Raw genomic sequence first — 14,633 nt, 5'->3', positions numbered from 1 at the left:
GGGCAACGACGCGCATCCGGACGCGGACGCCCTGCCCGTCAGCTGAAGATGATCATCGAGCCCTGGGCGAGGCTGCGGGTGACGGCCGCGTGCAGGCCCAGCCAGACGTGGCGTTCCCGGGCGAAGGGGTTGTCGTCGTACGGGATCGGGAGGGCCGGTTCCTCCAGGTCGGTGGGGGCTGCGGGCGGCAGCGGGGCGGCCGGCGGGTTGGCCGGGTCGATGCCGATGGACGGGGCGACGAACTCCAGCTCCCTCAGCAGCCCGTGCGAGGAGCCGAGCGGGCCGCCGCCCGCCAGGAGGTCGTCGTTGGACAGCGGGGAGGGAAAGTCCAGGGGGACGTACGCCCCGGCGTGGTCGTAGTGCCACACCAGGTGCGACTGCTGGGCCGCCGACTCGAACATCTCGAGCAACTGCTCGTAGTCGCCGCCGAGTTCGTCCACCGGAGCGACGGCGAGACCGCTGAGCTGGAGCAGATAGGCGCGGCGCAGGAAGTGCAGGGCGTCGTAGTCGAACCCCGCGACCGGGGCCACGTCGCCGGTCAGGCCCGGCATGTAGGCGTAGACGGGTACGGGCGGCAGCCCTGCCTCGCCCAGCGCCTTGTCGAAGACGGCGATCTCTTCCGCGAAGGGGTTGTCGGGGCTGTGGCACAGCACATCGACGAGGGGGACCAGCCACAGGTCACAGGCCACGAAGTCTCGCTCTCCAACGGGTGCGTGCGATGGTCGGGACAGCGTAATGCGGTCGGCACGGCGCGGACAGTAGTCCCCCATGACCGACTTCGCGGATCCGGCCCGTCACTGCCCCGGGCCGGCGGCGCCGTCCGGCCCGGTCGGCGGTGTGCCGTGTCCCGGCCGGGCCGGATCGGCGGCCGCCAGCCGGTCCGCCCAGCTCAGCGCGTGGGCGTTGTAGCCGTCGATCACCGCACGCAGCGCTTCGCGGTCCCGGTGCGTGATCGCGGCGACGAGTTCGGCGTGCCCGTTCCAGAGCCAGTCCCGTACGTCCGCGTCGCCGCGTAGGTACGGCACGGCGAACACCCAGGCCTGCACGCGCAGCCGGTGCAGGAAGTCACTGATGTACGTGTTGCCGGCGAGCGCGCCCAGCTCCCGCCAGAAGCGCAGGTCGTAGCCGATGAGGATGTCCAGGTCACCACCGCGCGCCGCCCGGGCGGCCTCCTCGGCCCGGCGGCGTACGGAGACGAGCGCGTCCCGGTACGCCGTCTGCCGGGCCGGGGACGGCGACTTCCCGCGGAACACGTCCCGGATGACCCCGTCCATGACCAGGGTGCGGGCCTCCACCATCGCCCGGTAGTCCGGGACGCTGAACTGGTGCACCCGGAATCCGCGGTGCTGGTCGGATTCGAGCAGGCCCTGCGCGGAGAGGTCGAAGAGCGCCTCGCGGACGGGCGTCGCGGAGACGCCGTACTGTTCGGCGATCTGCTTGACGGTGAACTCCCGCCCCGGCTGCAGGCGCCCGGCCAGCACCTCGTCACGCAGCGCGTCCGCGATCTGCTGCCGCAGCGTACTGCGGGTGACAGCTCCGCTCGGGCGCATGCCGCCCCTCCCCTGTTTCGGTTTCGGCCACCTTAGACCGAGCCGGGCGGGCGGTCCGGCGAGGGGAGGGGCGCAGTGCGCGGGCGGAGCTACACGGTGTGCTCGTCGGCCACCGACAGCGCGGCGTCGAGCGCGGCCAGGCCCTCCTTGGCCTCGGCCTCGGTGACGTTGCAGGCGGGTACGGCGTGGGTGCGGTTCATGTTGATGAAGGGCCACAGACCGTTCTTCTTCGCCGCCGCCCCGAAGGCCGCCATCGGGGCGTTGGCCTCGCCCGTCGCGTTGTACGGGACGAGCGGCTCGCGGGTCTCCTTGTTACGGACCAGCTCCACCGCCCAGAACGCCCCGAGGCCGCGGACCTCGCCGACCGACGGGTGGTTCTCGGCGAGCGCGCGCAGACCGGGGCCGAGGACGGTCTCGCCGATGTGGGCGGCGTTCTCGATGACCTTCTCGTCCTCCATCACGTGGATGGTGGCGACGGCGGCGGCGCAGGCCAGCGGGTGGCCGGAGTAGGTGAGCCCGCCCGGGTAGGGGCGGGTGTCGAAGGTGGCGGCGATCTCGGCGGAGATGGCGACGCCGCCCAGCGGCACGTATCCGGAGTTGACGCCCTTGGCGAAGGTCATCAGGTCGGGGGTGACGTCGAAGTGGTCGGCGGCGAACCACTTGCCGGTGCGCCCGAAGCCGGCCATCACCTCGTCGAGGACGAAGACGATGCCGTACCGGTCGCAGATCTCGCGGACACCGGCGAGATAGCCGGGCGGCGGCGTCATGATGCCGGCCGTGCCCGGGATGGTCTCCAGGATGATCGCGGCGATGGTCGCCGGGCCCTCGTAGGCGAGGGTGTCCTCCAGGTGCTGGAGCGCGCGGGCGCACTCCTCCGCCTCGGTCTGCGCGTAGAACGGCGAGCGGTAGAGGAAGGGCGCCCAGAACCGGACGACGCCCGCCGAGCCGTTGTCCGACGCCCAGCGGCGCGGGTCACCGGTCAGGTTGATCGCGGTGGAGGTGGCGCCGTGGTACGAGCGGTAGGCGGAGAGCACCTTCGTACGGCCGGTGTGCAGCCGGGCCATCCTGATGGCGTTCTCCACGGCCTCGGCACCGCCGTTGGTGAAGAAGATCTTGTCCAGGTCGCCGGGGGTGCGCTCGGCGATGAGGCGTGCGGCCTCGGAGCGCGCCTCGATCGCGAAGGCGGGCGCGAAGGTCGTCATCTTCCCCGCCTGCTCCTGGATCGCGGCGACGACGGTGGGGTGCTGGTAGCCGATGTTGGTGAAGACGAGACCGCTGGTGAAGTCCAGGTAGCGGTTGCCGTCGTAGTCCCAGAAGTACGCCCCCTCGGCGCCGGCGACGGCGAGCGGGTCGATCAGGCCCTGGGGGGACCAGGAGTGGAACACGTGCGCACGGTCGGCGGCCTTCACGGCTGCCCCGGCGGCGGAGTCGGCATGAGGGGGATGAGGGGTCATACGGCGAGCGTAGGCCGCACCGGCCGCGCCCCGGTATGGCCACCTTGTATGCCCTGCCCCGCACGGCTCGGCAGGGTGTCGCGTCCTGCACCCCCACCCCGTACGCCCCGCCCCGTCACCCCGCCCCCGCCCCGTCGGCCCGTCCGCGCCCTTCAACCCGCCCGCGCCCTCCCGGCCAGCCCGCGCCCTCCCGGCCCGTCCGGCGATTGAGGGCAAGGCTCGGCCACGGACCGCCGACCCCACCCCGCCGGGGCCGACCGCGCCGCTATTCTCGACCCGTCCGGCGTGTCGCCGTACGGGGGAGGACTCCGCACCATGGAAAAGCTCGGCTCCATCGATCCGCAACGCATCGGCGCCTACCGCCTGCTGGGCAGACTCGGCGCCGGCGGCATGGGCCAGGTCTACCTCGCCCGCTCCGACCGGGGCCGCACCGTCGCGATCAAGCTCGTCCGCGAGGAGCTGGCCGAGCAGCAGGAGTTCCGCGACCGGTTCCGGCAGGAGGTGCAGGCCGCACGCCAGGTCGGCTCCACCTGGACCGCCCCCGTCCTGGACGCCGACACCGAGGCCGCCGTGCCCTGGGTCGCCACCGGATACGTCGCCGGCCCGTCCCTCCAGACCACCGTCACCGGCCGCACCAGCACCTCGGCCGGTCCCGCACCCGGGGCGTACGGGCCGCTGCCCGAGCGCTCGGTCCACATCCTGGGCACCGGTCTCGCCCACGCCCTGCGGGCCATCCACGCCGCCGGTGTCATCCACCGCGACCTCAAGCCCTCCAACATCCTGCTGACCATCGACGGCCCGAGGGTCATCGACTTCGGCATCGCCCGCGCCCTCGACACCGTCGTCGACGGCGGCCTCACCCGTACCGGGGCCCTGGTCGGCTCCCCCGGGTTCATGTCCCCGGAGCAGGTACGGGGCGAGCGGGTGAACACGGCGTGCGACGTGTTCTGCCTGGGCTCGGTGCTGGCGTACGCGTCGACCGGCCGGCTCCCGTTCGGCGGCGCGGCCAGCGGGGTGCACGCGCTGATGTTCCGGATCGCGCAGGAGGACCCCGACCTGACCGGGGTGCCGGTGGATCTCGTGGAGCTGATCCAGGAGTGCCTCCGCAAGGACCCGGCGTCCAGGCCGACGACCGACGAGATCCTGGACCGGCTGGCCGAGGACAACACATCGGAACCCTGGCTGCCGGGCGCGCTCATCGCCCAGCTCGGCCGCCACGCCGTGGAACTGCTCGACTCGGAGGACCCGGAGGAGACACCCCCGCAGGACGCACCACCCCCGGCCGACGCCGCCCCGGCAACGCCGGGCGCCGCACCCGCACCCGCACCCGCACCCGCACCCGCACCCGCACAGGGCACACCGGCCGAACCCCCCGCCCCACCGGAGCAGCCCGCACCGGGCACCGTCCACGCCCTCCCCACCATGGCCGGCGCCGAGCCCCCCGCCACCGCGCCCGCCGGGCCGCCGCCGCCCGGGACGCCCACCCCCGGGTACGGCTATCCGCAGCAGCCCGTGCAGCCGTACCCGGGGCAGGGGTACGGCTATCCGCAGCAGCAGGCCCCCAACCAGGGCTACTCGTACGGCTATCCGCAGCAGCCCGGCTTCGGCTCCACGCCCCCGTACGGCCCGCCGTACCCGACCGCCGGCCCGCAGACCGCCCCCGGCGCCGGACCCACGGCGCCCGCCCGCCGGCGGAGCGGCCCGACCGTCGCCCTCATCGCGATCGCGGTGCTCGTAGCCATAGGCGCCGGCGGCTCCGTCTACGCGCTCATGAACGACAACGGCGGGACCACCGCCTCCCCGAAGCACTCCACCGGCCCCTCCGGACCTGACGGCTCCCCGGGCTCGGGCTCCGGCTCCCCGTCCCCCGGCGAAGACACGCAGAACGGCGAAGACGGCGGCGTCCCCGACTCCTACATCGGCACGTGGTCCGGCAGCATCGACAACGCCGCCGGTCACTCCACCCGCCAACTCGTCATCCGCCAGGGCCGGTCCGGTGACACCGTGCTCACCCTCACCGCGGAGGGCCCGACCGACAACGGTGGCACCTACCACTGCGTCTTCGAAGCCGACCTGACGGACGACGTCGCCGCCGACGCCCCACTCAGGGTCGGCCCCTCCACCGTGTCGGTCGGCGAGCCCATGTCGTCCTGCACTCCGGGCGGCGCCACCACACTCACCCTGCTCCCGGACGGCACCCTGAGCCGCGAGAACACCGACACCGGCGAGCGGCTCACGTACACGAAGTCCGGCTGATCACCGGGGATTACGGGACAGCCCTCAGACCAGCGGTTTGACCGACATCAGCAGATGCTGATGCGCGGGCTGCCCGGCCCCTTCCGCCGCCTCCTCACGCGAGGCGTGCCCGGTGACCATGGCGCGCTGCCCCGGTCCCATCATCCGGAACCGGACGACGGGGTCGTCGAACGTGGACAGCGCGTCCATCAGGTACGAGGGGTTGAAGGCGACCGTGAACTCATCGGGCCCCGCCAGTCCGGCGGAGAGCCGCTGGAACGCCACGTCGTCCTCGTAGCCCGCCTGGAGAAGCACCGAGTCGGCGCGGAAGGCGAACTGGAGCGGGCTGTCCCCGTCGGCCACCACCGAGACCCGCTTCACCGCCTCGACCAGGGGTTCGCGCTCGATCACCGCCGTGACCGGGTCCGCCATCGTGAAGAGCTTGTCGTGGCGCGGCAGCCGGCCGTCCAGGAGGCGGACGGTGGTGCGCATCCCGGCCAGTTCGAAACCGACCGACCCGCTGTCCAGTGCCAGACCGACCGGACCCCCGCGGTTGAAGGAGCGGGCGATCTCGCCGATCCTGCGGGCCGAGACCACGACGTCGGCCGATACGCCGGCCGCCGCCGGCTTCCACCCGAGTGTGCGCACCGCGAAGCGGTACCGGTCCGTGGCCGCCAGCGTCATCCGGTCGCCGTCGAGCCCCAGCCGGATCCCGGTGAGCGTGGGCAGGGTGTCGTCCCGGCCCGCCGCCACCGTCACATCGGCGACGGCACCCGCGAACTCCTCGGCGTCCACCGCCCCGAGGAGCTCAGGCAGCGGCGGCAGCGAAGGGTAGTCGTCACGCGGCAGGACCGACAGGCCGAATCCGGCGCCGCTGCCCGTCACCGTGAACCGGGAGCCCTCGACCGCGCACTCCACCGCCCCCTCGGGCAGCACCCGGCACACGTCCAGCAGGCGGCGGCCCATGACCAGGACCGTGCCGGGCCGCAGGATCTCGGCATCCACCTCGATACGGGCCGAGGCCTCGTAGTCGAGGCCGGAGACGCACAGCCGGCCGTCCGCCGCTTCGAGCAGCAGGCCGCCGAGCACGGGAACGGGTGACCTCGTGGGCAGCACCCGGGCCGCCCAGGCAACGGTGTCGGCGAGTGCGCCGCGCTCGATACGGAACTCCACGGTGATGACTCTCCTCGTGCGTCGACGGCCATCTCTGGTTCTCGTCACGCTAAGGGGCACCACTGACAACGCGGCCCGTACGCGGTTGCGGCCGACGACAGCGGCCACCCCCGTGAGCCGCTGCCGTCGTCCCCCGTGCCTCTCCCCCGAGAGGCCCGCGACCGCGTTCGGACTCTAGGTCCCGGGGTAGGGGCCGGTAAAGATTCGGATCGCACTGTGTGGCCGGTCAGAGGTATCGGTCCGCACAACCAAACGGGAACTCCTGAGTCCGGTTCCCGGCAGGAGCGGGGGCAGTGTGCACGCGCGTAGACGGGCCGACGACGTCATTCGGATGCATGGGCTGGCCCGTTCCGGGGGCTCGCAGGAACTGCTGCGCTGGGTGTCCGGGCGGGCCGGCGGCTGGGCGGGGCTGCTCGGCGGCGACGGCACGGTCCTGCACGGCGTCACCCGGGACCCGGAGTCCGCGGGCGCCGGGTGGGCGGCGCTGGCCGCCGACGGGGCGCGGGAGCTGACGGCGCTCGGCGCCCGCTCACTCTCGTTCGACCGGGGCCCGCACACCGCGCTGCTGTTCGCCCTGGACCGCCCGCGGGACACCGCCCGCACGGTTTTCGCCGTGGTCGGCCGGCGCCCGTTCCCGGACGGTCTGGCCGCCCTCCTCGCCGATGTGGCCCTGCCGCTGACCATGTGTCTGGCGGCCGAGAGCGTCGAGCGCAAGCGGCTTCGCGTCGACCTGGCGGAGTCCCGGGGCCGCGAGGCGGTGCTGCATCTGCTCATGACGGGCCAGCTCTCGATCGCGCACCAGGTGGCGGGCGCCCTGAAGCCCGTCCTGCCCGATCCCGTCCGGGTGTGTGTCGTCGAGTGCTCGGACGACAGCCGGGACGAGGTGGCCCGGATCTGCACGGAGCTCTCGCGCGGGCGCTCCTGGATCGTGCGCTGCCCGGTCTACGCGCGCCACCTGATCCTCGTCGTCCCGGCCGGGCCGGAACAGGCCGACGGCGAGCTGGGCCCCGAGGTCGCCGCGGTCGTGGACGACTGCGTCGTGGGCATCAGCGAGGACGTACCGCTGTCGGACACGGCGACCGCCTACCGCCAGGCCTTCCACGCACTGGCCGTGGCCCGCGGGCTGCCCGGCCGGCACACCCGCTTCGGCGCGGCACCCGAACCCGCGCTGGTGGTCGGCGCGGAGGGGGCGCGGTGGGCGGACGCCCTGCTGGCCCCGCTGCTCGGCTATCTGCCGCGGCGCAGCCACGACCCGGGCAGTCAGGAGCTCTCGGCGACCCTCGCGTCCTGGCTGGCGTTCTCCTCGCACGCGACCGAGCATCTGAAGATCCACCGCAACACCCTGGCCGCGCGGCTGCGGCTGATCGGCGAGCTGCTGGGCCTGGATCTGGACCGGGTCGCCGACCAGGCGGCACTCGACCTGGCCCTCGCCGTCCGCGCGACACCCACCCTGCCCCGGTCCGCCCGTACGGCCGGGAGCGCCGCGGCGCCCGCCCCGTCACTCGACGAGATCCTGCGCGTCCCGGCGGTACGCGCCTGGGCCGCGCAGCAGTTGCGACCGCTCGGCGCTCCCGGGGCGGGTACGGGCCCGGCCGATCCGTACACCACGGTGCACACCTGGCTGGAGCACGAGGGCAGACTCGGTCCGGCCGCGGCCGCCCTGGGCATCTCCGTGCCCGGCCTGCGCAAGCGCCTCACCCGGCTGGAGACCGTGCTCCAGCGCTCGCTCCTGCGGACGCCGAGCGCCCGCTACGACCTGTGGGTGGCCCTGCGGGCGCTGGACCTCGGTGACGGCACCGCGGGGGAATGACAGCCGGACACCGGCGGCCGAAACGGGGGACGCATCCGGCCGTGGAGCCGGACGCGCCCCCCGTACAAGGGAGTTGAGCGGGTCAGCAGCTCAGGTTCGAGCCGGGCGTGGTGCCGAGGATCGACACGAACTCCTGGTACTTGTTGATGCGGCTCTGCACCTGGTCGGGGTTACCGCCGTTGCACTCGATGGAGCCGTTGATGGAGCGGATCGTCTCACCGAATCCGGCACCGTTCACCATGGCGTTGTGGGGGGTCATGGTGCCGGGGCCGGTCTGGGTGTTCCAGTACCAGAGGCCGGTCTTCCAGGCCACGGCCGCGTCCTGCTCGACCAGGTAGGGGTTGCCCAGCAGGTCGATGCCGAGGGCGTCACCGGCGGCCTTGTAGTTGAAGTTCCAGCTGAGCTGGATCGGACCGCGGCCGTAGTACGCGTCCGTACCGGCGGGGCAGCCGTAGGGCTGGCTGCTGTCGCAGTAGTGGGGGTAGTTGGCCGTGTTCTGCTCGACCACGTACACCAGTCCGCCGGTCTCGTGGCTGACGTTGGCGAGGAACGCTGCCGCCTCCTGCTTCTTCACCGTGTCGTCGCCGGTGTTGGCGAAGCCCGGGTAGGCGTCCAGCGCGGCGGTCAGCCCGCTGTAGGTGTAGAAGGAGTTCCGACCCGGGAACATCTGGTTGAACTGCGCCTCGCTGACGATGAAGTCCGCGGCCGAACCGGGGTCGCCCGGATCCGTACCGCCGCCGTTTCCACAGCTGCCCTGGTCGGCCCAGACGTCGGAGCTGCCCGGGGTCTCGTTCTGGGTCCACCACTGGGCGGTCCAGTTGTGCCCGTTGTACGAGGCGGCCCCGCCGCCCGTGTAGACGGACGAGGAGTTCCAGGCAGCCGCGCACTCGGCCGCCGAGGCGGTGGTGGCGGGAAGGATGACGAACGTCGCGACGACCGCGCCCAGCGCGGTGAGCAGGCCCATGACGCGTCTGATCATGTGAGCACTCCTTTGGGCGCGGCGCACCGAGCTCATCGGTGCGCCGCCATGGGGGGTGCCCGACACTCAAGCGCTGTTGGTCTGGACCTGTCAAGGTCTAGACCATCGTTAGGAATCCTTCCCACTGACGGGCCCACGCGGGGGTGGCCCGGCTCGTCGCCCTCCGAGGCACCGCTCAACAGGGAGGATTCCGGAAGGAGTCACTCCACGACACACCCGGAACGGGGCCGGACCCGAAGGTAAAACCTTCGGGCCCGTCCAGCATGCGGGACGCCGTACTGTCCGGCCGGTCAGTGAAACCCCGCGCCCGGCCCGCCGTCGACAAGTCGGCCCCCTGCGCCCGGCCCGCCGTCAACAGGTCAGCCCGGAGCCCGGATCGGTCCCGATGATGCCGGTGATCCGCTCGTACTTGGCGACCCGCGCCCGCACCGACTCGGGGTTCCCGCCGTCGCACTCCAGCGCCCCGTTGAGCGAGCGGATCGTCTCGCCGAATCCGGCGCCGCCGACCATGGCGTCGTGCGAGGTCATGGTGCCGGGGCCGTTCTGGGTGTTCCAGTACCAGAGGGCGCTCTGCCAGGCGACCGACGGGTCCCGCTCGACCAGCCACGGATCGTTCAGCAGATCCAGGCCGAGCGCGTCACCGGCGGCCTTGTAGTTGAAGTTCCAGCTGAACATGATCGGGCCGCGGCCGTAGTAGGCGGACTGGCCGGCCGGACAGCCGAACGGCTGGCTGTAGTCGCACTTGATCCAGTAGTTGGCCTCGTTGATCTCCTTCACGTACTGGAGACCCACCGACTCGAAGTCGGCGTGCGTCAGGAACGCCGCCGCCTCCCGGCTCCTGGTCGCCTCGGTACCGGTGTTGGCGAAACGCGGGTAGGCGTGCAGCGCGTCGATCAGCCCCTGGTACGTGTAGAAGGGGTCGCGGTCCGGGAAGATCCGGTCGAACTCCGCCTCGCCGATGACGAAGTCGGATCCCCCTCCCGTGCATGCCCCGCGGTCCTCCCAGACGGTGGTGGCCCCCGGATTCTCGTTCCGCGTCCACCACTTGGCACTCCAGTTGCGACCGTGGTGCGAGACGGAACCGCCGGCCGTGTACGCGGTCGAGGAACTCCACAGCGGCGCGCACCGCTCCGCGGCCGCACCGGCGGGCGCCGCGTGCGCGGCAGGGAGGAAGGCGGCCGTCGCGATGACGGCGCCCAGTACGGTCAGAACACCCTTGATGCGGTTCAGCGCTGCTCACTCCTTCGACGGGGAATGGTTCGGCCGGGCATCCCGACACCCAACCGCGATTGGTCTGGACCTGTCAAGGTCTGGACCAACCGCCGTCACGCGTCCGCCCGTTGGCCATCCCACAGTCACCCTCCCGTCCTCCGGCACGCATACGGTGACCCGCGCCCGAACCCTCACAGGCGTTCGGCAGGCAGGGGGAACCGGACCGTGGAATGGTTCAGCGCCGAGAACATCGTGGCCGTGCTCACCGCCGTACTGGGCGTCCTCGTCTCCATCGGCGTGCTCTGGTACGAACGCCGGGTGCCCCGCCGCAAACGCATCGGATACCGGGTGCAGATGGACACCCCGATCGGCAGCGGCGTCAGCCAGGGCCGGGCCAACGTGCGGCTGGGGCTCTTCAACGAGACCCCGGACATGTCCGACGCCACACTCGTCCTGCTGCGCGTCGAGAACGACGGCTCGCAGTCCATCGCCCGCGGCGACTACACCGGACCCGACGAACAACTCCACGGCCTGACAGTCGAGTTCAGCGAACGTACGGTCCGGGGGATCGCCGTCACGCACTCGCACGGCTCCGATCACCTCATGGACCACTTCACCCCGGCCGGCGGGATGCGGCACGGCGGCTCGCTCATCCGGCTGCCCCGCGTACCGCTGAACCGGGGCGAGCACTTCAAGCTCCTGGTCCTGCTGACCGGTTCTCGGGTGGGCAGTCCGATCCGGGTGACCGGCGGCATCCGGGACGGCGAGGTGACGCCCAACCAGGCGGCGCGCCCCGACGAGAAGCCCCCGATGTTCGGCCGGGCCGCCCGCTTCATCACGGTCGCCCTGACCGTCTGCGTCGTCACACTGGCCTCCATCATCCTGGTGCGCGACGACACCCCGCCGCCCATCGGCTGCGCCCGCGGCGAGCTGACGGTGACCGGCTCCACCGCCTTCGCACCGGTGCTGCGGGAGCTCGCGACGAAGTACGGCAAGGACTGCGAGGGCGCGACGGTCACGGTGGACGCACACGGCAGCACGGCCGGGATACGGGAACTGGCGGAACGGGGCGCGGAATCAGGAAGGACCGACGCAGGGAGGTCCGGCTCGCCCGCGCTCGTGGCGTTCTCCGACGGACCCAAGCCGAGCGGCTTCCCGCAGCTGCGCGAGAGCCGGGTCGCCGTCTCGCTGTTCCGCCTGGTCGTCAACGACCGGGTCCCCCTGAAGAACCTGACGGGCGCCGCCGTCCGCCGGATCTACCGGGGCGACGTCCGCAACTGGAAGGAGCTCGGCGGCCCGGACCTCCCCGTGCTGCTGGTCAGCCGCGACGCCAACTCCGGTACCCGCGAGGTCTTCCAGCGCCGGGTCCTGGGCCGCAACGAGCCCGCCCAGTCCTCCCGCGACTGCGCCACGAAGGACGACCCGCAGGCCTCCGTCATCCGCTGCGAACTCGACTCCACCGAACAGGTCCTGGCCGAGGTCGGCCGGCTGGGCGGTGCGATCGGCTACAGCGAACTGCGCTCCGGCACCAAGCCGGCCGGAGCCCATCAGATCGCCATCGACGGCACCGCCCCGTCCGTCGACACGATCGGCACCAGCAGCTACCCGTACCGGGAGATCGAGTACGCCTACACCTACGGCAGCCCGCCCGCCGACTCGCTGGCCTCCAGCTTCCTGGCCTACCTCAGCCGGGGCAGCGGCCAGGACGTCATCCGTACCCATGGCCACCTGCCGTGCGCGACGCCGCAGGGGCTGCGGATCTGCGGCGAGGAGTGAGAGCGGGTACGGGCATCCGCACGGACCGGGCCGCGCACCTCACCCCGGCATCTCACCCCGGCGCCTCACCCAGGCACTTCACCAGGGCACTTCACCGGCGTCCTCGAAGAACCTGCCGGTCGGGCCGTCGTCGGGCAGGGTCGCGAGTTGGATGGCGATCGCCGATCCCTGTTCAGGGGTGCGCACGCCGCGGAAGCCGTTGAGGTCGGTCGCGACGTAGCCGGGGCAGCCGGCGTTGATCAGGATGTTCGTGCCGCTCAGCTCCCGGGCGTACTGGAGGGTGACGGCGTTCAGGAACGTTTTCGACGGCGCGTACGCCACGGCCACCGGACCCGTCGTCTGTTCAGCGGCGGTTCCCGACTGCCGGGTGAGGGAGCCGACACTGCTGGACATGTTCACGATCCGCGGCGAGGCGGAGCGGCGCAGCAGCGGCAGCATCGCGTTGGTGACGCGGATGACGCCGATCACGTTGGTCTCCACGACCGTCCGGATGACGGCGGGGTCGACCTGGGTGGGCTCCTGCGGCATGCCGCCGGTGATGCCGGCGTTGTTGACGAGCACGTCGAGGCGCCCCGACCGCTCCTCGATCAGCCGTGCGGCGGCCGTGACACTCGCGTCGTCGGTCACGTCCAGTGGTACGCCGAACGCGTCGGCTCCGGCCGCGCGCAGCCTCTCCACCGCGTCCGTGCGGCGCCGATCGTCGCGGGCGCCGACCCCGACGCTCCAGCCGAGGGCGCCAAGGCCCGCGGCGATCTCGTAGCCGATTCCCTTGTTCGCGCCGGTGACCAGCGCAATCGTTCGTTCGCTCATAGTGACCATGTTGCCCTCGGAGCCCGCTGGGGGTCCAAGACCAATGGAGTGGGAAACGATACCGTCAGGGTATTGATCCGGGATATCCTGACGGCATGGAGACCCGGGAACTGCGCTATTTCGTCGCCGTCGCCGAAGAGCTGCACTTCGGACGCGCCGCGCAGCGGCTGGGGATCGCGCAGCCGCCACTGTCACGGGCGATCCAGCAGCTCGAACGCCGGCTCGGGGCGGCGCTACTGGACCGGACCAGCCGCAGCGTCGCGCTCACCGAGGCCGGCGGGGTGCTGCTGGTCGAGGGCCGGGCGGCCCTCGACGCGGTCGACGCCGCCGAGCGCCGGACCCGCCGCGCCGCCCCTTCCTCGGCCGGCCACCGCGGCCTGGTCCTGGTCACGAAGGCCAGCGCGTCCAGCGAGCTGCTGGCGAGACTGCTCGACGCGTACGCCGCCGAACCCGGAGCGGTCCCCGTCGACGTCATCCTGTGCGGCCCGGCCGAGCAGGCACGGCTGCTGCGTGACGGCCGCGCCGACGTGGCGCTGCTGCACCGGCCTTTCGACTCGACGGCCGGGTTCGACACGGAAGAGCTCGGTACGGAGGGCCAGGTCGTGGTTCTGCCGTCCGGGCATCCGCTCACCACCCGGCCCCATGTGCACATGGCCGATATCACCGGGCTGCCGGGTCTTCCCCTGCCACGCTGGCCCGATCCCGACGGCAGCTACCCGCCCGGCCCCGGCCCGCAGGTCCGTGACCACGCGCAGTTGTTGCAGCTCGTCGCGCTCGGCCGTGCGTGCGCGGTCTCCCCGGAGTCGTGCCGAGCCCAACTGCACGGTGACCTTGCGGCCGTGCCCGTGCTGGACGCGCCGACCGTCACCACCGTGATCGCCTGGCCGTCGCACAGCCGGTCCGGAGCCGTCGCGCACCTTGTCCGGACGGCGACACGCGTCTAGCCGGCCGATCCCACCCCGGTCACCGATGATCTCGCCGGCCCGGACGTCCGGATTCGGGGTCCTCAGCTCTCCTTGAGCAGTGGGTCGATCATCTTGTGCAGCTTCTTGTCGTCGATCGAGGTGAGCGCCCGGCCCGCGATCTTCCCGTCCCGGTCCAGAACGACGGTGGACGGAATGGCCTGAGGAGTCAGCGTGCCCTTGGGGAACCCGGACAGGAGCAGCTTCCCGATCGGGTCGTACAGGCTCGGGTACGAGATGCCGAAGTCGTCCTCGAAGGCCTTGGACAGACTCTTGTCGTCGTCGCGGGCGTTGATGCCGACGAATTCGACGCCCTTGGCCTTCATCTCCTTGGCCACCTTGTTGAAATACGGCGCCTCGGCCCGGCACGGCGGGCACCAGGAGCCCCAGGCGTTGATCACGACGACCTTGCCGCGGAGATCGGCGACGTCGAGGTGCTTGCCCTGGAGCGTCTCGCCCTTGATCTGGCCGGCGGCCTTCCGCTCCCCCTTGGCGACCTTCGAGATGCCACCCGTACTCGTCACGTAGTTCGTCTGACCGCCGCCTCCGGACGTGCTGCCGCCGCAGGCGGACAGGGAGAGCGAGGCAACGGTGACGATCGCGGTCAGGGCGACGGCGCGGGAGACGGTCCTGGGGGTCATGTGAAGAGTTTCCCATGGGCCCGAGAAGCGC

Annotated in this window: 12 protein-coding genes; 4 read left to right on the top strand and 8 right to left on the bottom strand. The window is 72.0% G+C overall.

Annotation, left to right across the window (positions count from 1 at the left end):
• Positions 1-38: 38 nt before the first annotated feature.
• The 3 genes from ACFVJX_RS35175 to ACFVJX_RS35165 form a co-directional block, all read right to left on the bottom strand.
• Positions 39-689, bottom strand: a complete 651-nt coding sequence (locus tag ACFVJX_RS35175) for a hypothetical protein (RefSeq protein WP_384128352.1) — start codon at positions 687-689, stop codon at positions 39-41.
• 105 nt (positions 690-794) lie between these two features.
• Positions 795-1,550, bottom strand: a complete 756-nt coding sequence (locus tag ACFVJX_RS35170) for a GntR family transcriptional regulator (protein ID WP_384128354.1) — start codon at positions 1,548-1,550, stop codon at positions 795-797.
• An 89-nt stretch (positions 1,551-1,639) separates the two neighbouring features.
• Positions 1,640-3,004 (bottom strand): aspartate aminotransferase family protein, encoded by a 1,365-nt coding sequence (locus ACFVJX_RS35165; RefSeq protein ID WP_384128356.1) that lies wholly within the window; start codon positions 3,002-3,004, stop codon positions 1,640-1,642.
• A gap of 315 nt (positions 3,005-3,319) precedes the next feature.
• On the opposite strand from ACFVJX_RS35165, the gene ACFVJX_RS35160 reads away from it, so the two are divergent.
• Positions 3,320-5,260, top strand: a complete 1,941-nt coding sequence (locus ACFVJX_RS35160) for a serine/threonine-protein kinase (protein WP_384128358.1) — start codon at positions 3,320-3,322, stop codon at positions 5,258-5,260.
• A gap of 24 nt (positions 5,261-5,284) precedes the next feature.
• On the opposite strand, the gene dnaN is transcribed toward ACFVJX_RS35160, so the two are convergent.
• On the bottom strand, positions 5,285-6,412 hold the full coding sequence (gene dnaN, locus ACFVJX_RS35155) for a DNA polymerase III subunit beta (protein WP_384128360.1): 1,128 nt from the start codon (positions 6,410-6,412) through the stop codon (positions 5,285-5,287).
• 331 nt (positions 6,413-6,743) lie between these two features.
• Between dnaN and ACFVJX_RS35150 the strand changes: the two genes are divergently transcribed.
• Positions 6,744-8,222, top strand: coding sequence for a PucR family transcriptional regulator (locus ACFVJX_RS35150; protein WP_384128383.1), 1,479 nt, complete (start codon positions 6,744-6,746; stop codon positions 8,220-8,222).
• 82 nt (positions 8,223-8,304) lie between these two features.
• Here ACFVJX_RS35150 and ACFVJX_RS35145 read toward each other — a convergent pair whose 3' ends face one another.
• Both ACFVJX_RS35145 and ACFVJX_RS35140 read right to left on the bottom strand, forming a co-directional pair.
• Positions 8,305-9,201 carry a glycoside hydrolase family 19 protein gene (locus ACFVJX_RS35145; protein ID WP_384128362.1) on the bottom strand — a complete coding sequence of 299 codons (897 nt, stop codon included), beginning with the start codon at positions 9,199-9,201 and terminating at the stop codon, positions 8,305-8,307.
• A 351-nt stretch (positions 9,202-9,552) separates the two neighbouring features.
• Positions 9,553-10,431 carry a glycoside hydrolase family 19 protein gene (locus ACFVJX_RS35140; RefSeq protein WP_384128385.1) on the bottom strand — a complete coding sequence of 293 codons (879 nt, stop codon included), beginning with the start codon at positions 10,429-10,431 and terminating at the stop codon, positions 9,553-9,555.
• A 207-nt stretch (positions 10,432-10,638) separates the two neighbouring features.
• Here ACFVJX_RS35140 and ACFVJX_RS35135 point away from each other — a divergent pair, with 207 nt between their 5' ends.
• On the top strand, positions 10,639-12,189 hold the full coding sequence (locus tag ACFVJX_RS35135; RefSeq protein ID WP_384128364.1) for a substrate-binding domain-containing protein: 1,551 nt from the start codon (positions 10,639-10,641) through the stop codon (positions 12,187-12,189).
• Between the two features lie 78 nt (positions 12,190-12,267).
• On the opposite strand, the gene ACFVJX_RS35130 is transcribed toward ACFVJX_RS35135, so the two are convergent.
• Entirely contained in the window at positions 12,268-12,999 is a 732-nt protein-coding gene (locus tag ACFVJX_RS35130; protein ID WP_384128366.1) for an SDR family oxidoreductase, read from the bottom strand.
• 95 nt (positions 13,000-13,094) lie between these two features.
• On the opposite strand from ACFVJX_RS35130, the gene ACFVJX_RS35125 reads away from it, so the two are divergent.
• Positions 13,095-13,943, top strand: a complete 849-nt coding sequence (locus ACFVJX_RS35125; protein ID WP_384128368.1) for a LysR family transcriptional regulator — start codon at positions 13,095-13,097, stop codon at positions 13,941-13,943.
• A 62-nt stretch (positions 13,944-14,005) separates the two neighbouring features.
• On the opposite strand, the gene ACFVJX_RS35120 is transcribed toward ACFVJX_RS35125, so the two are convergent.
• Complete coding sequence (locus ACFVJX_RS35120) at positions 14,006-14,602, bottom strand: TlpA family protein disulfide reductase (protein WP_384128370.1); 597 nt, start codon at positions 14,600-14,602, stop codon at positions 14,006-14,008.
• Between the last annotated feature and the right edge of the window lie 31 nt (positions 14,603-14,633).

The sequence above is a fragment of the Streptomyces sp. NPDC127177 genome (assembly GCF_042672475.1).
GTDB lineage: Bacteria > Actinomycetota > Actinomycetes > Streptomycetales > Streptomycetaceae > Streptomyces.
The sequence above is the reverse complement of the archived record's forward strand: the minus strand, read 5'-3'. Positions and strand labels throughout refer to the sequence as shown.

Coding starts and splice junctions, on each gene's coding strand:
- ACFVJX_RS35170 (WP_384128354.1), bottom strand. CDS start 1,550: ATGCGCCCGAGCGGAGCTGTCACCCGCAGTACGCTGCGGCAGCAGATC.
- ACFVJX_RS35165 (WP_384128356.1), bottom strand. CDS start 3,004: ATGACCCCTCATCCCCCTCATGCCGACTCCGCCGCCGGGGCAGCCGTG.
- ACFVJX_RS35160 (WP_384128358.1), top strand. CDS start 3,320: ATGGAAAAGCTCGGCTCCATCGATCCGCAACGCATCGGCGCCTACCGC.
- ACFVJX_RS35150 (WP_384128383.1), top strand. CDS start 6,744: ATGCATGGGCTGGCCCGTTCCGGGGGCTCGCAGGAACTGCTGCGCTGG.
- ACFVJX_RS35145 (WP_384128362.1), bottom strand. CDS start 9,201: ATGATCAGACGCGTCATGGGCCTGCTCACCGCGCTGGGCGCGGTCGTC.
- ACFVJX_RS35130 (WP_384128366.1), bottom strand. CDS start 12,999: ATGAGCGAACGAACGATTGCGCTGGTCACCGGCGCGAACAAGGGAATC.
- ACFVJX_RS35125 (WP_384128368.1), top strand. CDS start 13,095: ATGGAGACCCGGGAACTGCGCTATTTCGTCGCCGTCGCCGAAGAGCTG.
- ACFVJX_RS35120 (WP_384128370.1), bottom strand. CDS start 14,602: ATGACCCCCAGGACCGTCTCCCGCGCCGTCGCCCTGACCGCGATCGTC.